This is a genomic window from Klebsiella sp. K5-306 (assembly GCF_051835185.1).
Classification (GTDB): domain Bacteria; phylum Pseudomonadota; class Gammaproteobacteria; order Enterobacterales; family Enterobacteriaceae; genus Klebsiella; species Klebsiella oxytoca.
In genome coordinates this window covers 55696-73080 of sequence record NZ_JAIFJY010000002.1, presented here as the reverse complement: position 1 = coordinate 73080, position 17385 = coordinate 55696, and the positions used below count along the sequence as shown (strand labels likewise).

At 55.1% G+C, this 17385-nt stretch carries 17 protein-coding genes; 6 read left to right on the top strand and 11 right to left on the bottom strand.

Annotation, left to right across the window (positions count from 1 at the left end; genetic code table 11):
* Positions 1 to 49: 49 nt before the first annotated feature.
* The 7 genes from K2184_RS04020 to K2184_RS03990 form a co-directional block, all read right to left on the bottom strand.
* A complete protein-coding gene (locus tag K2184_RS04020) occupies positions 50 to 1387 on the bottom strand; it encodes an MFS transporter (RefSeq protein WP_071845034.1) in 1338 nt (445 codons plus the stop codon).
* A 175-nt stretch (positions 1388 to 1562) separates the two neighbouring features.
* The gene (dgoD, locus tag K2184_RS04015; protein ID WP_004107175.1) at positions 1563 to 2711 is read right to left on the bottom strand and encodes a galactonate dehydratase; all 1149 of its coding nucleotides are present in this window, start codon (positions 2709 to 2711) and stop codon (positions 1563 to 1565) included.
* Positions 2708 to 3325 (bottom strand): 2-dehydro-3-deoxy-6-phosphogalactonate aldolase, encoded by a 618-nt coding sequence (locus K2184_RS04010; protein WP_004107180.1) that lies wholly within the window; start codon positions 3323 to 3325, stop codon positions 2708 to 2710. Before K2184_RS04010 ends, dgoD begins: the two co-directional genes overlap by 4 nt.
* Positions 3309 to 4184, bottom strand: a complete 876-nt coding sequence (locus K2184_RS04005; RefSeq protein WP_004107182.1) for a 2-dehydro-3-deoxygalactonokinase — start codon at positions 4182 to 4184, stop codon at positions 3309 to 3311. The genes K2184_RS04010 and K2184_RS04005 overlap by 17 nt, the downstream gene beginning before the upstream one ends.
* Entirely contained in the window at positions 4181 to 4870 is a 690-nt protein-coding gene (gene dgoR / locus K2184_RS04000; RefSeq protein WP_004107184.1) for a D-galactonate utilization transcriptional regulator DgoR, read from the bottom strand. Before dgoR ends, K2184_RS04005 begins: the two co-directional genes overlap by 4 nt.
* Before the next feature lie 243 nt (positions 4871 to 5113).
* Positions 5114 to 5926 (bottom strand): sugar-phosphatase, encoded by an 813-nt coding sequence (gene yidA, locus K2184_RS03995; RefSeq protein WP_004107186.1) that lies wholly within the window; start codon positions 5924 to 5926, stop codon positions 5114 to 5116.
* Positions 5927 to 6041: 115 nt separating this feature from the next.
* Positions 6042 to 7067, bottom strand: coding sequence for a zinc-dependent alcohol dehydrogenase family protein (locus K2184_RS03990; RefSeq protein WP_064355348.1), 1026 nt, complete (start codon positions 7065 to 7067; stop codon positions 6042 to 6044).
* 107 nt (positions 7068 to 7174) lie between these two features.
* On the opposite strand from K2184_RS03990, the gene K2184_RS03985 reads away from it, so the two are divergent.
* Complete coding sequence (locus K2184_RS03985) at positions 7175 to 8110, top strand: LysR family transcriptional regulator (protein ID WP_049102146.1); 936 nt, start codon at positions 7175 to 7177, stop codon at positions 8108 to 8110.
* A gap of 32 nt (positions 8111 to 8142) precedes the next feature.
* Here the strand turns inward: K2184_RS03985 and gyrB are convergent, their stop codons facing one another.
* The 4 genes from gyrB to dnaA form a co-directional block, all read right to left on the bottom strand.
* Positions 8143 to 10557, bottom strand: a complete 2415-nt coding sequence (gyrB, locus tag K2184_RS03980; RefSeq protein ID WP_004107195.1) for a DNA topoisomerase (ATP-hydrolyzing) subunit B — start codon at positions 10555 to 10557, stop codon at positions 8143 to 8145.
* A 28-nt stretch (positions 10558 to 10585) separates the two neighbouring features.
* Positions 10586 to 11659 (bottom strand): DNA replication/repair protein RecF, encoded by a 1074-nt coding sequence (gene recF, locus K2184_RS03975; protein ID WP_004107198.1) that lies wholly within the window; start codon positions 11657 to 11659, stop codon positions 10586 to 10588.
* 148 nt (positions 11660 to 11807) lie between these two features.
* On the bottom strand, positions 11808 to 12908 hold the full coding sequence (gene dnaN, locus K2184_RS03970) for a DNA polymerase III subunit beta (RefSeq protein WP_004107206.1): 1101 nt from the start codon (positions 12906 to 12908) through the stop codon (positions 11808 to 11810).
* A gap of 4 nt (positions 12909 to 12912) precedes the next feature.
* Positions 12913 to 14313, bottom strand: a complete 1401-nt coding sequence (gene dnaA, locus K2184_RS03965; protein WP_004107208.1) for a chromosomal replication initiator protein DnaA — start codon at positions 14311 to 14313, stop codon at positions 12913 to 12915.
* Positions 14314 to 14635: 322 nt separating this feature from the next.
* Here dnaA and K2184_RS03960 point away from each other — a divergent pair, with 322 nt between their 5' ends.
* The 5 genes from K2184_RS03960 to yidC all read left to right on the top strand — a co-directional run bounded on the left by K2184_RS03960 (position 14636) and on the right by yidC (position 17320).
* Complete coding sequence (locus tag K2184_RS03960; RefSeq protein WP_418268749.1) at positions 14636 to 14716, top strand: hypothetical protein; 81 nt, start codon at positions 14636 to 14638, stop codon at positions 14714 to 14716.
* A 218-nt stretch (positions 14717 to 14934) separates the two neighbouring features.
* A complete protein-coding gene (rpmH, locus tag K2184_RS03955) occupies positions 14935 to 15075 on the top strand; it encodes a 50S ribosomal protein L34 (RefSeq protein ID WP_004871828.1) in 141 nt (46 codons plus the stop codon).
* Positions 15076 to 15090: 15 nt separating this feature from the next.
* Entirely contained in the window at positions 15091 to 15450 is a 360-nt protein-coding gene (rnpA, locus tag K2184_RS03950) for a ribonuclease P protein component (protein WP_004871829.1), read from the top strand.
* Complete coding sequence (yidD, locus tag K2184_RS03945) at positions 15414 to 15671, top strand: membrane protein insertion efficiency factor YidD (RefSeq protein ID WP_004871831.1); 258 nt, start codon at positions 15414 to 15416, stop codon at positions 15669 to 15671. The genes rnpA and yidD overlap by 37 nt, the downstream gene beginning before the upstream one ends.
* A gap of 2 nt (positions 15672 to 15673) precedes the next feature.
* On the top strand, positions 15674 to 17320 hold the full coding sequence (gene yidC / locus K2184_RS03940; protein ID WP_004107212.1) for a membrane protein insertase YidC: 1647 nt from the start codon (positions 15674 to 15676) through the stop codon (positions 17318 to 17320).
* Positions 17321 to 17385: the final 65 nt, after the last annotated feature.

The window sequence follows — 17385 nt, the reverse complement described above, 5'->3', positions numbered from 1 at the left end:
ACATACCCTGATGCGAGACTTTCGCATCAGGGTATCGTATCGGAAAGAATTAGCCTACGCGTTTGACATCCCCCACCAGCAGGATGTAAGAGAGCGCGCCAATCAGCGCAATAACGGAAATATAAACCAGCGCAGGCGCAAAACCATAGTCCTGGGCCAGATAACCCACCACCAGCGGAACGGTAATACCGCCCAGCCCGCCGACGAAATTAAACATACCGCCGGTCAGCCCGATAAGCCGCATCGGCGCAAGCGACGATACCAACGACCAGGTAATGGAAGCGAAGCCGTTGCCGAAGAAGGCCAGCGCCATCAGGATCATAATCCACACCGGATCGTTGGTGTAGTTCGCCCCCATGATGCAGGTCGAGATCAGCAGCCCGCAGATAATTGGCGTTTTACGCGCGGCGCCTAACGAGAAGCCTTTTCGGACCAGCCTGTCCGCCAGCCAGCCGGAGAGCAGCACGCCAACAAAGGCGGCAAGGAACGGCACCGTTGTCATAAAGCCCGCTTTCAGCGCCGTAATCCCCTTTTCCTGGGTCAGATAGTTAGGGAACCAGGTCAGGAAGAACCACAGCGTGGAGGTTACGGCAAACTGCCCGAGGTAAACGCCGATTAGTTTGCGATGGAATACCAGCTTCCAGTCGGCTTTGGTCAGCGGCTGCCGCGCCTCTTTTTTAACGGGCGCATCGCCGTCCACCAGGCCACCGCCGTCGCGAATATAATCCAGTTCGGCTTTGCTGATACTTTTTGTCAGACGCGGCGGCTGATAAACCTTAAACCAAATTAAAGACCATATTATCCCGATAGCGCCGGTAACGATAAATACCCAGTGCCAGCTCAGCATTTCCTGAATCCAGATTAATAGCGGGGTCAGGAATGCCAGCCCGACAAACTGTCCTGAAGTGTAAAAACCGACGGCTGATGCGCGCTCGTGCTCCGGAAACCAGCTGGTCACCATGCGATTATTAGTGGGAAAAGCCGGGGCTTCAAAGATCCCGGTAATCGCGCGCAGACCAATCAACGACATCAGTCCCGTGGCAAATCCCTGCAGTAGTGTCGCCACTGACCAGCCAAAAATAGCGATAAAGTAGGTTAGTCGCGATCCCACGCGGTCAAGGAACCAACCGCCGGGGATCTGGCAAAGCGTATACAGCCACGCGAAGGCGGAAAATACATATCCCATTTCCGCTTTGGTAATACCAAACTCTTCCTGAATATGCGCCGATGCCACGGCAAGGTTGGCGCGATCAACATAACAAATCACCACGGTAATAAAGATCATAATCAGCGTCAAATAACGACGACGCCCGGGTTTTGCAGCTGTAACTGAAATATCCATCGCAATCTGTCTCCAGATTTTGGGCATAGCGAAGCCGCTCACCATGCCCGGTAATTTACAGAGGGTGTGTTTAAAATTTATATTTTTGCTTACGAATGCTCTAAATAGTTCACGTTGCAGGAAGGCGGCAAGATTGCAAATCCCCGGGAGCTTACATTAGTAAGTGACCGGGGTGCGCAATCGCAGCCAACGCACCTGTGGCGTGAAATATGAAGAGCATTTACCATTCCGCGACGCTACCATCCTCATGCCGCCACAACGGATTACGCCAGTCCGGCGCATTTTGACTTAATTCAATTACCCGCGCTTCATCGATCTCTACGCCAAGCCCTGGCTTCATTAATGGTTTAAAGAAGCCGCCTTCCATATTGAAGTCTTCTTTATTTTTTACAAAGTCGAGTAATTCCGCGCCCTTGTTATAGTGAATGCCCATACTTTGTTCCTGGAAGACGGCGTTATAGGAGACAAAATCGACATGCAAACAGGCGGCAAGCGCAATGGGTCCCAGCGGGCAGTGCGGCGCCAACGCCACGTCATAGGCCTCAGCCATTCCAGCGATTTTATAGCACTCGGTAATACCGCCGGCGTGCGACAGGTCGGGTTGCAGAATAGCCAGCCCACCGGCTTCCAGCACGCGTTTAAACTCGAAGCGCGAGAACATGCGTTCGCCCGCCGCAATAGGAATCGAGGTTTGCGCCGCCAGCCGCGGATAGTATTCTGCCTGCTCGGCAAGAACCGGCTCTTCAATAAATAGCGGGCGATATTGCTCCAGCTCTTTGATAAGTACCTTCGCCATCGGCGCGCTCACGCGACCGTGGAAATCGAGGCCAAATTCAATTTCATTGCCGAACGCTTCGCGAATTTGCGCCACGGTATTCACCGCAGCGTCCACCGCACGAGAATTATCGATCAGCCCCAGCTCCTCGCAGCCATTTAATTTAAAGGTATCAAAACCAATTCCGCGCAACTTTTTGATACCGTCAATCACTTCTGCCGGCCGATCGCCGCCAACCCAGCTGTAGGCTTTGATTTTGTCACGTACAAGGCCCCCCATCAGCTGCCAGACCGGGGCATTCAGCACTTTGCCTTTAATATCCCACAGGGCCTGGTCGATACCGGCGATGGCGCTCATTAAAATCGGGCCGCCGCGATAAAAGCCCGCGCGGTACATCACCTGCCACAGGTCGTTAATCTGCGCCGGATCCTGGCCTATCAGATAATCGCCGAGCTCATGCACCGCAGCCTCCACGGTGCGCGCGCGCCCTTCAATCACGGGCTCGCCCCAGCCAATCACGCCTTCGTCGGTTTCAATTTTTAAAAACATCCAGCGCGGGGGTAAACGATACGTGGTGAGTTTGGTTATTTTCATTGCACTGCCTCTCGATACGCTTTAACAAATGCTGCCGCCTGCCGTGCGGTACGCTCTACGGATTGCCCGGCGCGATAGAGATCGCTGCCCAGCCCGGCACCGGTACAACCGGCTTTTAGCCACTGCGCCAGGTTCTCCGGCGTCACGCCGCCCACGGCGAAAACGGGCACCTCCGGCGGCAAAACGGCTTTTAGCGCTTTGATGTAGTCAGGGCCAAAAGCCGAGGAAGGGAATACTTTTAAAGCCTGTGCGCCAGCATCCAGCGCGGTAAAAGCTTCCGTCGCCGTCGCGCATCCGGGACAAACGGTCATGCCGAAGCTCACCGCGCGGCGAATCACCTCTGGCTGAATATTGGGCGTAACGATAAGCCTGCAGCCCATTTCGGCAAGCCTGTCCACACGTTCAGGCTTAAGTACGGTGCCCGCGCCTATCAGCGCTCTGTCGCCATAAGCCTCAACAACGGCGGAAATGCTTTTTTCCCACTGCGGAGAATTGAGCGGGATTTCAACGGCGTCGAAGCCAGCATCAATGACGGCGCCGACATGTTCCAGCGCCTCTTCCGGCGTAATGCCGCGCAGAATAGCGATAAGCGGTAGTTTAGTTTGCCACTGCATGGGCGATGCTCCTTATTCCGGTCTGAAATGCGGTGTCGCCTGACACCACGGTCGTCTGACGGCCGATAGCGCCAAGCGCCTGCTGATAGCGGTCTGCCAGCGCCTCTCCGGCAACGAGGGTGACCTGGCGATCGTGGAAATGTGCGCTCATGGTGGCGACTTCCGCGCCAATCAGCAGGCCGGAGAGAAATTCGCTCACCTGTTCGCGCGGCAGTGAGCCCAGCACGTGCGCAGCGCGTACCTCAAAAAGCTGCGGCAGGATGTCTGGCGAATGCAGGCCGCGCTCAAGCCCGGCGTTAAACGCGTCAGGAGCTGAGACCTGCTCCGGTAACCCGGCGCCGACCAGCGAGTGGCGCAGCAGCAGGTGGTGGAGTTCGCCGGTCATCACCGTGCGAAAGTCGCTAATTTGTTGGCGGTCAGCCTGCACCCATTTGCAGTGGGTGCCGGGCATAACGTAGACGGAGGAAGGAGCTATTGCCCGCGCGCCGAGGAGCTGAGTCTCTTCGCCGCGCATCACATTATGGTTATCGTCGCGAGAGACGCTGAGTCCGGGAATAATCCAGACCTGGTCGCTAACGGCGGTTAATTGTTCGCCAATGGCGGAAAAATGGACGGGAACCGGCAGGTAGGGCGCCGCCTTCCAGCCGACATTACTGCCGACCATTCCCGCCATCACTACCGGGGTAGCGCTGTCGCGCCAGCCCGCGGTTATTTCGCTAAACACCGCTGCGGGGGAGTGTCCGTTCAGGCGCGTGACGCCTGCTTCCGATTGCCTGCTCTCCAGACACTGCTCGCCCTGATAAAGCCAGGCGCGCAGGTTTGTCGATCCCCAGTCAATTGCGATGTAGCGAGATGTCATGTGATTTCCTTTAACCTTCGTGTCGAGCTGGCGATCATGGTGAGCGCCGCCTGCTCCGCCGCTTCGCTGTCCTGATGCCGGATGGCGTCAAACAGCGCCTTATGTTCCTGGAGCGTTTTCGGCATGTTGGCCTCATCGCCCATCCAGGTCCTTTCAAATACCGCCCGCTGTAGCGAGCTGATCGCCACGTTGAGCTGTTGCAGAACCGGGTTATGTACCGACTGCAGCACCGCCTCGTGGTAGCGAATATCCGCTTCGTTAAACGCTTCCCTGTCCTGGTTGTTGGCGATCATGTCGTTGAGCGCTTCTTCTATTTGCGCCAGGTCGCTCGATGTTGCGCGCTCTGCCGCCCAGCGGGCTATCGCCGGTTCAACCAGGTTACGTACCTCGCTCATCGCGCTAATCAGCCGCGGGTCGTAATCGCTCTCCAGCACCCACTGTAAAACGTCGGTGTCGAGATAATTCCACTGGTTGCGCGAGGCAACGAATGCGCCGCGATAGCGCTTCATTTCAATCAGTCGCCTGGCCATCAATGACCGGAACACTTCGCGAATGATATTGCGCGAGGTAGCAAACTCCTCACACAGCTCGGCTTCCGCGGGCAGCGCAGAGCCGGGAACGTATTTACCGCTGACAATCTGCTTGCCCAGCGTGATGACGATGCGATCGGTTTTATTGAGAGTCATGGAGAGTCCTTGTGCTCTGGATGTACCTCTCTACTTTACCGCGACAGGCGGATTTGACCGCAACTTTGTAGTACTAACGTGATACCACTCGTCATCGCCATGGGCACAATGTAGTACAATACAAACATGTTGTACTACAATTTAGATCACAAAAACGACAATCAGGCATGAAGATTTTCTGGCGGGGTAAACTCAGGGTATAAAAAAACCCGCGATAAACGCGGGTTTTTCAGAAAACGATTTTTAGTTTAAGACATATTTTTCAATAGCATATGCCACACCGTCTTCCAGATTGGATTTGGTGATAAAGTTTGCCGCTTCTTTGACGGCAGGGATCGCGTTGTCCATCGCCACGCCGACGCCTGCATATTCGATCATTGCAATGTCATTTTCCTGATCGCCAATCGCCATCACCTCTTCCGGCTTGATACCCAGCGTATCGGCCAGCGATTTCACGCCGGTGCCTTTAGTGACGCGTTTATCAAGGATTTCCAGGAAGTAGGGCGCGCTTTTCAGCACGGTGTATTTCTCTTTCACTTCAGCCGGGATGCGGGCGATAGCCTGGTCCAGAATGGCCGGTTCATCGATCATCATCACTTTCAACAGCTGGATGTTGGGATCCATATTTTCGGCTTCGCAGAAGACCAGCGGGATTGTCGCCACGTAGGATTCATGCACAGTGTAATAGCTTACATCGCGGTTAGCGGTATACAGGGTATTACGATCCAGCGCGTGGAAGTGGGAGCCGACATCACGGGCCAGCTGTTCCAGATAGCGATAGTCGTCGTAGCCCAGCGCGGTTTGCGCAACGGTACTGCCGTCGCTTGCCTTCTGTACTAAAGCGCCGTTGTAGGTGATGCAGTAATCTCCCGGCTGCTCCATATGCAGTTCTTTCAGGTAGCTGTGCACACCTGCGTAAGGTCGTCCGGTGGTTAACACCACGTTGACGCCGCGTTCGCGGGCTGCGGCAATCGCGGTTTTCACCGCAGGAGAGATGGTATGGTCAGGCAGCAGCAGCGTGCCGTCCATATCGATTGCGATTAGTTTAATAGCCATGAAATCCCCGGGTAAGATGAGTCCTTACTCATGCTAACGCGATTAAGCCTACAAAAACAGAGCTACATTACGCAGCGGAACACCCTCTTTTAGGCAGAACCCGGGGACCGGGATCTTACTCGCGGGTCAGAACGATTTTACCAAACGCCCCACGATCGAGATGTTCAAGCGCCTGTTCAAGCTGGTTAAAACGGTAACGGTGTTCAATCACCGGTTTTAACCCGGTCACGTCAACGGCGCGGACGAAATCTTCCAGCGCACGACGGTGCCCCACACCAATACCCTGAATCACCGGGGATTTCAGCAACAGTTCGCCAGCCGGTAGCGAGATTTCACTCCCGGCCAGCACGCCAATGACCGATATGCGACCATGAACCGCAACGGCGCGCATGGAATGTCGCAGATTCTCTCCGCCAACGGTTTCAATAATATGATCGATGCCGCGATCGGCGGTCAGTTCGTAAATTCCTTCCGTCCAATCACTTTTGAGCCGGTTTATCCCATGATCGGCGCCAAGTTGTTTAGCCCGCGCCAGTTTTTCATCACTTCCTGATGTGACAAAAACCTTTGCCCCCTGTGCTTTTGCAATTTGCAAAGCGAATATCGCCACACCGCCCGTCCCCTGTACCAGCACCGATTGCCCGGCATGTAAATGACCGCGTTCCACCAGCGCGAACCATGCGGTAAGCCCTGCACAAGGGAGCGTGCTGGCCTCTGCATCATCAAGGGTTTCCGGTGCAGCCACCAGCCAGTTTTCATTCACAACCACGTACTCAGCCAGCATGCCCTGGAAGTACCCGCCGGTGGTTTTATAAGGCAAAGTGCGGGCATCTGACGCTGGTCTACCGTCGATCCACTCCGGGAAAAAGGTGGAGATCACCCGAGCGCCGGGTTTGAAACGCGTGACGCCCTCACCCGTGCTCTCCACCACGCCCGCCACATCAGACGCCGGAGTAAACGGGAAGGAAAGCGCAATAGGCATGGTGCCTTCAATGACCATCTTATCGCGATAGTTGAGCGCAACGGCATTCACCCGCACGCGGACTTCACCCGGGCCCGGCTGCGGAACAGGCGCCTGAATAAGATTGAGGTTCTCACGCCCGAGGGCGTCCATAGACCAGCGTTGCATTGTCTGCGTCATTTTTCACTCCTGCCATCAAATAAGCTTGAAGTGACAGTTTACCGTTGACCATGGGTAACCAGTGGCGATAAGTTTTCCCTCTATTGGTGACTGAAAAGATACAATCCATGACCGATACGCTGAAGGATATTCCGGTTTTTGTGGCCGCCGTTGAGGCGGGAAGTTTTGCTCAGGCCGCAATTCGTTTGCATTTGTCGCGCTCGGCGGTAGGAAAGAGTATCGCTCGGCTTGAAGAGCGGTTGGGGGTACGTCTGTTTCAACGTACGACCCGCAGCCAAAGCCTGACCGACAACGGCGCCCTTTTTTATGAACGTTGTCAGCGCGCGCTGGAGGAAATTCGTGGAGCAGAGTCGCTGCTGGAAACAGGGAAACAGCAGGTTAGTGGCCGCCTGCGCGTGGCCATGCCGGTGCTGTTTGGTCGCCAGTGCGTGGCCCCCCTGCTGATCGAGCTTGCGCAGGAACACCCAGGTCTCGAGCTGGAGATGTCATTCAGCGATCGCGTGGTGGATCTCGTCGAGGAAGGGTTTGATATGGCGGTGCGTAACGGCCCCCTTCAGGACAGCAGCGTTCTGGTCGCCAGAAAGCTGGGAGAACACCGCATGGTGCTGTGCGCCGCGCCGGATTACCTGCTGAAGAAGGGTCTGCCACAAAGCGTTGATGATTTACCCCACCATGCGGCCATTAACTATCTGCAAGCAGGCAGAGTGCTATCCTGGCAGCTGATGGATAAAGAAGGAGTCTCGCACACCTTTACTCCCCGTTCATCGCTCAATATGGATGATTTGCAGGCAATCTGCGACGCTGCGCTGGCCGGCCACGGCATTGCATGGCTGCCCTGCTGGATGGCCAGCAAAGAAATTCATCAGGGAAAACTCGTCCCGCTTTTAAAGCAGGCGCCGGATGTGCGCTTCGACGTTCATGCGGTCTGGCAACAGACGCCGCACCTACCGCTGAGGGTGAGAATTGCCGTCGATATGCTCGCCAGCCGTTTACCGTCCGTGATGTCGCTGGATATGCCTGCGCCCACAAAAAAGCCGCGCTAAATGCGCGGCCTGAGTAGGGCTGTAGACGACGATTAAATATCGATGTTCGCCGCTTTGAGGGCGTTCTCTTCGATAAAGGCGCGACGCGGTTCAACGGCGTCACCCATCAGGGTGGTGAACAGCTGGTCAGCGGCAATCGCATCCTTCACGGTCACGCGCAGCATGCGGCGGCTATCCGGGTCCATAGTGGTTTCCCACAGCTGGTCCGGGTTCATCTCGCCAAGACCTTTATAGCGCTGGATAGAGAGGCCGCGGCGCGACTCTTTCACCAGCCAGTCCAGCGCCTGTTCAAAGCTGGCAACCGGCTGACGGCGCTCGCCGCGCTCAATAAAGGCATCCTCTTCAATCAGACCGCGCAGCGTTTCGCCCAGCGCGCAGATACGGTGGTATTCCGGCCCGGTGACAAACTCATGATCCAGCGGATAATCGGTATCCACGCCGTGGGTACGCACGCGAACGATCGGCTCAAACTGCTGCAGCTCGGCGTTCTCGCGGACATCAAATTTCCACTGGCTGCCGTGCTGCTCTTTCTCATTCAGCTCGCTCACCAGAGCGTTGATCCAGCGCGTCACGGTCTGCTCATTCGCCAGGTCGGCCTCTGCGAGCGTCGGCTGATAGATAAGCTCTTTGAGCAGCGCTTTAGGATAACGACGTTCCATACGCGTAATCATTTTCTGCGTGGCGTTATACTCGGCAACCAGTCTCTCCAGCGGCTCTCCGGCCAGGGCCGGCGCGTTGGCGTTGGTGTGCAGCGTTGCGCCATCCAGCGCGATGGAGATTTGGTACTGATCCATCGCCTCATCGTCTTTAATATACTGTTCTTGCTTGCCTTTCTTCACTTTGTACAGCGGCGGCTGGGCAATATAGACGTGGCCGCGCTCAACGATTTCCGGCATCTGACGGTAGAAGAAGGTCAACAGCAGCGTACGAATGTGCGAGCCGTCGACGTCCGCATCGGTCATGATGATGATGCTGTGGTAGCGCAGTTTGTCCGGGTTGTACTCGTCGCGACCAATGCCGCAGCCCAGCGCGGTAATCAGCGTCGCCACTTCCTGCGAAGCGAGCATTTTGTCAAAGCGCGCTTTCTCAACGTTGAGGATTTTCCCCTTCAGCGGCAGAATCGCCTGGTTCTTACGGTTACGCCCCTGCTTAGCAGAGCCGCCCGCAGAGTCCCCTTCCACTAAGTACAGTTCAGAGTGTGCCGGGTCGCGTTCCTGGCAATCCGCCAGTTTGCCCGGCAGGCCAGCCAGGTCCAGCGCGCCTTTACGGCGGGTCATTTCACGCGCGCGGCGCGCGGCTTCACGCGCACGGGCGGCATCGATGATTTTGCCCACAACGATTTTTGCGTCAGACGGGTTTTCCAGCAGGTACTCGTTCAGCAGTTCGTTCATCTGCTGTTCGACCGCCGATTTCACCTCAGAGGAGACCAGCTTGTCTTTGGTCTGCGAGGAGAATTTCGGATCCGGCACCTTCACGGAAACCACGGCAATCAGGCCTTCACGGGCGTCGTCGCCGGTAGCGCTGACTTTCGCTTTTTTGCTGTAGCCTTCTTTATCCATATAGGCGTTCAGGGTACGCGTCATCGCCGCACGGAAGCCCGCCAGGTGAGTACCGCCGTCGCGCTGCGGGATATTGTTGGTAAAGCAGTAGATATTTTCCTGGAACCCGTCGTTCCACTGCAGCGCAACTTCAACGCCGATACCGTCTTTTTCAGTGGAGAAATAGAAAATATTCGGGTGGATCGGCGTTTTGTTTTTGTTCAGATATTCCACAAAGGCTTTGATACCGCCTTCGTAGTGGAAATGATCTTCTTTGCCGTCGCGCTTGTCGCGCAGGCGAATCGACACCCCGGAGTTCAGGAACGACAGCTCGCGCAGGCGTTTTGCCAGAATCTCGTATTCGAATTCGACAACGTTGGTAAAGGTTTCGTAGCTCGGCCAGAAGCGCACCATGGTACCGGTTTTTTCGGTTTCGCCGGTAACCGCCAGCGGAGCCTGCGGCACGCCGTGGGCATAAACCTGACGGTGAATTTTGTTATCGCGCTGAATAACCAGCTCCAGCTTCTGCGACAGGGCGTTAACAACGGAAACGCCTACGCCGTGCAGACCGCCGGAAACTTTATAGGAGTTATCATCGAATTTACCGCCTGCGTGCAGAACGGTCATGATCACTTCCGCCGCCGACACGCCCTCTTCCGGGTGAATACCGGTTGGAATACCGCGGCCGTCATCCTGTACGGAGACGGAGTTATCGCTGTGGATCGTAACAACGATGTCTTTACAGTAACCTGCGAGCGCTTCGTCGATAGCGTTATCCACAACCTCGAATACCATGTGGTGCAGACCGGTGCCGTCATCCGTGTCGCCGATATACATACCCGGGCGCTTACGCACCGCATCCAGCCCTTTCAGGACTTTGATACTGGAGGAGTCATAAGAATTCGACATCAACGTTTCTCGCTCATTTAATCTTAGGTTAATCCGCTATTTTACCCTTTTCCACGGTAAACATCTTCGAATTTTCGTCCGACATGTCTATAACGTGTTCAGCGCTAATGGCGCTGACGAAAACCTGCGACTGCGTGGCTTTTAAACGGCTGGCCAGCAGCCCGCGCCGCGCGTCGTCGAGTTCCGAGGCAAAATCATCTATCAGGTACAGGCAGCGTCGCCCGCTCTCGCGGGTCAAAAACTCACCTTGCGCCAGCCGCAGGGCGCACATCAGCAGCTTAAGCTGCCCGCGCGACAATGTATCCTCTACCGGCGCGCCGTCGGCACGAATGCGGAAATCCGCTTTGTGCGGACCGTGCGCGGTATAGGTTAACATGCGATCGCGTTCGAAATTTCGTTCCAGCACCTCGGCATAATCCGTTTCTTTCTCCCAGCCGCGCTGGAAAGAAAAGGTGAGGGCGAACTCAGGTAAAAACTGCCGACAGGTATCCGCCATATCTTCGACAATAGCGGCGCTATATTCGGCGCGCCAGCGGCTGATTTGCTCCGCCAGCGGGATCAGCTCCAGATCCCATGGCCGCAGCTGGGCATAGCGACTCACCTGACGCAGCGCGGCGTTGCGCTGCTTCACCAGGCGCTTCAGGTTGCTCCAGGCGGTAAAGAATCCGGCTTCGTTGTGGAAGCATCCCCAATCAAGGAACGCTCTTCTGTATTTGGGGCCGCCGTTGAGTAAAGTAAACCCCTCTGGCGTAATCAGCTGCATCGGCATCAGAAGCGCCAGCTCCGCCACTTTATGGCCGTCAGTGCCGTCGATACGAACCTTGCTGTCGCCCTGCTTATCTTTCGTCAGGCCGATGGCGACTTCTCGCTCTTCGCCCTGCAGGCGACCGTGCAGAACAAATGACTCCTGCTCGTGACGAATCACGCGGCCAATCTGCAAGCTACGAAACGCCCGACCGTGGCCGAGCGTATAGATAGCTTCAAGCACGCTGGTTTTGCCGCTGCCGTTGGCTCCAACCAGGAAGTTAAAGCCGGGGGATAAGGCGAGATCCGCATTTTCAATATTGCGGAAGTCTTTGATTAGAAGTCGGGATAGCGACATATCAGCTCGTCATCATTCAAGGGGCGTAGGTGTCGCAGCCAGTTCGTCTACCGCCAGCGCGCAGAAAGCGGAGCGTACACGAAGTACGTGAGCATTTCGAGCACTGCCGGAAGGCGAAATGGCAAGTAAACCAGCCCCTTTGCAGATTCTACAATCGCATGGGCATGACGACGTAGGCTGCGGATTGCGAAGCCGCATCCTCAATCTGCACGCTCGAAACGGAATCCGTCAGGAGAATACGTACGTTCTCACACTTCAGTGCGTTCAGCACATCCAGTACATAGCTGACGTTAAAACCGATTTCCATTTCCGTACCGGCATAGGTAACGTCCAGAATTTCTTCCGCTTCTTCCTGCTCCGGGTTATTGGCGGTGATTTTCAGCTGATTTTCACTGACATACAGGCGCACGCCGCGGAATTTTTCGTTAGAAAGAATCGCCGCCCGGGCAAAGGCCTGCTTGAGAATATCGCAACCGGCGTCCAGATGCTTGTCCGGGTTCTTCGGCAGTACGCGGCGATAGTCAGGGAAGCGACCATCGACCAGCTTCGAAGTAAAGATAAAGTCGCCAACGTGAGCCCGGATGTTGTTGCTGCCGATCTGTACGCGCAGCGGCGTATCGCCGCCATCAAGCATACGCATCAGCTCAATCACGCCTTTACGCGGCACGATCACCGAATGATTGGGCAGGGACTCTTCCAGCGGCATAGAGCAGACCGCCAGGCGGTGGCCATCGGTCGCTACGGTGCGCAGTTCGCTGCCTTCGGTTTCAAACAGCATACCGTTTAAGTAATAGCGAACGTCCTGGTGAGCCATCGAAAACTGCGTCGCCTCAATCAGGCGCTTCATGGTCGCCTGCGGCAGGGTAAACTCAACTTCGCTCTGCCAGTCGTCAAGGTTAGGGAAATCCGCCGCCGGTAGCGTCGAGAGCGAGAAACGGCTACGCCCGGAACGCACCAGCATACGCTCGCCTTCCAGCTGTACCGCGATCTCCGCGCCTTCAGGCAGGCCGCGGCAGATATCAAAAAATTTACGCGCCGGAACGGTTGTTGCTCCCGCTTCGTGCGGCTGAATCAGCGCAACGCGCGCGACCATTTCCATTTCCAGATCGGTACCGGTCAGCGACAGCGCGCCATCGGTAACCTGAAGGAGCAGGTTGCCAAGAATCGGTAGCGTCGGACGACCACCTAAAGGACCACTCACCTGTTGCAGCGGTTTTAATAAATGTTCACGTTCTACGGTAAATTTCATAGCGTCACGAGGATAATGTTCTGATTAAATTGGAAAAATCTTCTTTGATATCGTGGCTTTCTTCACGCAACTGCTCAATCTTGCGGCAAGCGTGCAGGACGGTGGTATGGTCGCGACCGCCAAACGCATCGCCGATTTCCGGCAGACTATGGTTGGTCAGCTCTTTTGCCAGCGCCATCGCCATCTGGCGTGGGCGCGCCACCGAACGGGAGCGGCGTTTAGACAGCAGGTCCGCTACCTTAATTTTGTAATACTCCGCCACCGTCTTTTGAATATTGTCGATGGTGACCAGTTTTTCCTGTAAAGCCAACAGATCGCGCAGCGCTTCGCGGACGAAGTCGATAGTGATGGCCCGGCCGGTAAAGTTGGCATTGGCGATAACGCGGTTCAGCGCCCCTTCGAGCTCACGTACGTTAGAGCGCAGACGCTTGGCGATAAAGAACGCCACTTCGCCCGGTAGGCGGATGTCGTTTTCATCCGCTTTTTTCATCAGGATCGCCACGCGAGTTTCCAGCTCTGGCGGTTCGATCGCAACCGTCAGACCCCAGCCGAAGCGTGATTTCAGACGATCTTCAACCCCGTTGATCTCCTTCGGATAGCGATCCGAGGTCAGGATGATCTGCTGATTGCCTTCCAGCAGGGCGTTAAAGGTATGGAAAAACTCTTCCTGCGAGCGCTCTTTATTAGCAAAAAACTGGATATCATCGATCAGCAGGGCGTCAACGGAGCGGTAGTAGCGCTTAAATTCTTCAATGGCGTTGTTTTGCAGAGCTTTTACCATGTCCTGCACAAAGCGCTCGGAGTGCATGTAAACCACTTTTGCGTTGGGTTTACGCGCCACAATCCCGTTACCAACCGCGTGTAAAAGGTGAGTTTTACCCAGGCCGGTGCCGCCATAAAGAAACAGCGGGTTATACGCGCCGCCGGGGTTATCCGCTACCTGACGCGCCGCCGCGCGAGCCAGCTGGTTAGATTTACCCTCGACGAAGTTATCAAACGTATGTTTCACATTGACGTTGGAGCGATAGGTCGGTTCTGCCGGCGCCGGCACGTTATCCCAGCCTGGACGCACGATAGTCGGGGCAACGCGCGCCGTCTGAACCTGCTGCGCAGGGGCGACCGCGGCAACGCTTACCGCGCCTCTCTGCATCTGAACGGCAGGCTTCGCGCCGACTTCAAAGCGCAGCTGTGGGGCATCCGCACCGCAAAAATCATTGAGGAGTCCATTGATATTATTGAGGTATTTATCCCTTACCCAATCGAGCACAAAACGGTTTGGCGCATACAGTGCCAGCGTGTTATCGCTCAACTCCGCCTGCAAAGGGCGTATCCACATGCTGAATTCTGTGGCTGGTAACTCATCCTGCAATCGGGCAAGACACTGCTGCCAAAGCGAAAGTGACACGGCGGACTCCACTCGAACAAAAATCGATATATAAAGAGAAACTGAAACAATCGTGATTGTTGGCACACGTCGACAAGACCCTGCATAGCCGAAAAGCCCCTGCACAAAAGGGGTGACGTGCGAACCGCTATCTGCGGTTATTACCCGATGCGGATCTCTGGATCCCGATCGGGACCGGGGATCATAGCCTAAACTGAGAAAGAGATCTTGTGTTTCTCAACAGATTCTTCCCGATTTATCCACAGGAAGGATCGAAGCTGGATAAGTGTAATCGATCCTGGCTGGAGTGAAGCACGATTTCAGCCGCATATTGGAAAAATTAATGAGCTACGCGGGTTTTGAGCCTAATCGATCTAACAAAGATCCTTTACGATCCTTGCGCTTTATCCACCAGGTCGTATAATCCCCCACCCGGCGCGTAATGCCCGTTTTCCGCAGCGCGCCATCGCCTGTTTTTTGTGCGGCAAGGTGCGAGAAATAAGGAAAGAGAATTGACTCCGGAGTGTACAATTATTACAATCCGGCCTCTTTAATCACCCACGCTGAGGCGTAGGCCGTTCGAAATTCGTTCGGATTTACGCGAAAGTCAGTGAAATTATTCAAGTTTAGGTAGAAATCGCCATGAAACGCACTTTTCAACCGTCTGTACTGAAGCGCAACCGTTCTCACGGCTTCCGTGCTCGTATGGCTACTAAAAATGGTCGTCAGGTTCTGGCACGTCGTCGTGCTAAAAGCCGCGCTCGTCTGACCGTTTCCAAGTAATAAAGCTAACCCTGAGTGGTTAAGCTCGCATTTCCCAGGGAGTTACGTTTGTTAACTCCCAGTCATTTCACTTTCGTCTTCCAGCAGCCATTACGGGCTGGCACGCCGCAAATCACCATCCTCGGCCGCCAAAATTCGCTGGGGCATCCCCGCATCGGTCTTACCGTCGCCAAAAAAAACGTTAAGCGTGCGCATGAACGCAATCGGATCAAACGTCTGACGCGTGAAAGCTTCCGTTTACGTCAACATGAACTCCCGCCAATGGATTTCGTGGTGGTGGCGAAGAAAGGGGTTGCCGACCTCGATAACCGTGCTCTCTCGGAAGCGTTGGAAAAATTATGGCGCCGCCACTGTCGCCTGGCTCGCGGGTCCTGATAGGCCTGATTCGGGTCTATCAGCGCCTGATTAGTCCGCTACTCGGGCCGCACTGCCGTTTCACGCCAACCTGTTCTCAATACGGAATTGAGGCATTGCGCAGGTTTGGATTGATAAAAGGCAGTTGGTTGACGGTGAAACGCGTATTAAAATGCCACCCTTTACACCCTGGTGGTGACGATCCCGTCCCGCCTGGACCATTTGATACCAGAGAACACTAACGATGGATTCGCAACGCAATCTTCTTATCATCGCTTTGTTGTTCGTGTCTTTCATGATCTGGCAAGCCTGGGAGCAGGATAACAATCCTCAGCCTCAGCAGCAGACCACGCAGACAACGACCACAGCAACGGGTAGCGCCGCCGACCAGGGCGTACCGGCCAGTGGCCAGGGGAAACTGATTACGGTAAAAACCGATGTGCTTGACCTGACCATCAACACCCGCGGTGGTGATGTTGAGCAGGCGCTGCTTCTGGATTATCCGAAAGAGCTGAAATCAACTGAGCCATTCCAGCTTCTGGAAACTTCGCCGCAGTTTACCTATCAGGCGCAGAGCGGTTTAACCGGTCGTGATGGCCCGGACAATCCGGCAAACGGACCGCGTCCGTTGTATAACGTCGATAAAGATGCGTTTGTGCTGGCTGATGGCCAGAACGAAATCGTCATTCCACTCACGTACACCGATAAAGCAGGCAACGTATTCACCAAAACCTTCACCCTGAAGCGTGGTGAATATGCGGTGAACGTCGGCTATAGCGTAGAGAACGCCAGCGAAAAACCGCTGGAAATCTCAACCTTTGGCCAGTTGAAGCAAACCGCCAACCTGCCGACGCATCGCGACACCCAGACCGGTGGCCTGACTACCATGCACACCTTCCGTGGCGCGGCGTACTCAACGTCTGAAACGAAGTACGAAAAATATAAATTCGATACTATCGTTGATAACGAAAACCTGAACGTCAGCACCAAAAACGGTTGGGTTGCCATGCTGCAGCAGTACTTTACTACCGCATGGGTTCCGCAGAACAACGGCACTAACAACTTCTATACCGCGAACCTTGGCAACGGTCTTGTGGCTATCGGCTACAAATCTCAGCCGGTTCTGGTCCAGCCGGGTCAAACCGACAAGCTGGAAAGCACCCTGTGGGTCGGCCCGGCCATTCAGGACAAAATGGCCGCCGTTGCGCCGCATCTTGACCTGACCGTCGACTACGGCTGGCTGTGGTTTATCTCTCAGCCGCTGTTCAAGCTGCTGAAATGGATCCACAGCTATCTGGGCAACTGGGGCTTCTCCATCATCGTCATTACCTTTATCGTTCGTGGCATCATGTACCCGCTGACCAAAGCGCAGTACACCTCCATGGCGAAGATGCGTATGCTGCAGCCGAAGATTCAGGCAATGCGCGAGCGTCTGGGCGACGACAAGCAGCGTCAGAGCCAGGAGATGATGGCCCTGTATAAAGCGGAGAAGGTTAACCCACTGGGTGGCTGCTTCCCGCTGATTATCCAGATGCCAATCTTCCTTGCGCTGTACTACATGCTGAGCGCCTCGGTTGAACTGCGTCATGCGCCGTTTATCCTGTGGATCCACGACCTGTCTGCGCAAGACCCGTACTACATCCTGCCGATCATCATGGGCGCGACGATGTTCTTCATTCAGAAGATGTCTCCGACTACCGTGACCGACCCGATGCAGCAGAAGATCATGACCTTTATGCCGGTCATCTTTACGGTGTTCTTCCTGTGGTTCCCGTCTGGTCTGGTGGTTTACTATATCGTCAGCAACCTGGTCACCATTATTCAGCAGCAGCTGATTTACCGTGGTCTGGAGAAGCGTGGTCTGCATAGCCGCGAGAAGAAAAAATCCTGATACTCTTGAATTATTTTGAGTATTTACGGTAACGTTAATGCCAGAGAAGGCGGTCAATAGACCGC

Bases quoted from the DNA above. Each gene is read 5' to 3' on its own strand.
- K2184_RS04020 (WP_071845034.1), bottom strand. From the start codon at position 1,387: ATGGTGAGCGGCTTCGCTATGCCCAAAATCTGGAGACAGATTGCGATG.
- dgoD (WP_004107175.1), bottom strand. From the start codon at position 2,711: ATGAAAATAACCAAACTCACCACGTATCGTTTACCCCCGCGCTGGATG.
- K2184_RS04010 (WP_004107180.1), bottom strand. From the start codon at position 3,325: ATGCAGTGGCAAACTAAACTACCGCTTATCGCTATTCTGCGCGGCATT.
- K2184_RS04005 (WP_004107182.1), bottom strand. From the start codon at position 4,184: ATGACATCTCGCTACATCGCAATTGACTGGGGATCGACAAACCTGCGC.
- dgoR (WP_004107184.1), bottom strand. From the start codon at position 4,870: ATGACTCTCAATAAAACCGATCGCATCGTCATCACGCTGGGCAAGCAG.
- yidA (WP_004107186.1), bottom strand. From the start codon at position 5,926: ATGGCTATTAAACTAATCGCAATCGATATGGACGGCACGCTGCTGCTG.
- K2184_RS03990 (WP_064355348.1), bottom strand. From the start codon at position 7,067: ATGACGCAGACAATGCAACGCTGGTCTATGGACGCCCTCGGGCGTGAG.
- K2184_RS03985 (WP_049102146.1), top strand. From the start codon at position 7,175: ATGACCGATACGCTGAAGGATATTCCGGTTTTTGTGGCCGCCGTTGAG.
- gyrB (WP_004107195.1), bottom strand. From the start codon at position 10,557: ATGTCGAATTCTTATGACTCCTCCAGTATCAAAGTCCTGAAAGGGCTG.
- recF (WP_004107198.1), bottom strand. From the start codon at position 11,659: ATGTCGCTATCCCGACTTCTAATCAAAGACTTCCGCAATATTGAAAAT.
- dnaN (WP_004107206.1), bottom strand. From the start codon at position 12,908: ATGAAATTTACCGTAGAACGTGAACATTTATTAAAACCGCTGCAACAG.
- K2184_RS03960 (WP_418268749.1), top strand. From the start codon at position 14,636: ATGAGCTACGCGGGTTTTGAGCCTAATCGATCTAACAAAGATCCTTTA.
- rpmH (WP_004871828.1), top strand. From the start codon at position 14,935: ATGAAACGCACTTTTCAACCGTCTGTACTGAAGCGCAACCGTTCTCAC.
- yidD (WP_004871831.1), top strand. From the start codon at position 15,414: ATGGCGCCGCCACTGTCGCCTGGCTCGCGGGTCCTGATAGGCCTGATT.
- yidC (WP_004107212.1), top strand. From the start codon at position 15,674: ATGGATTCGCAACGCAATCTTCTTATCATCGCTTTGTTGTTCGTGTCT.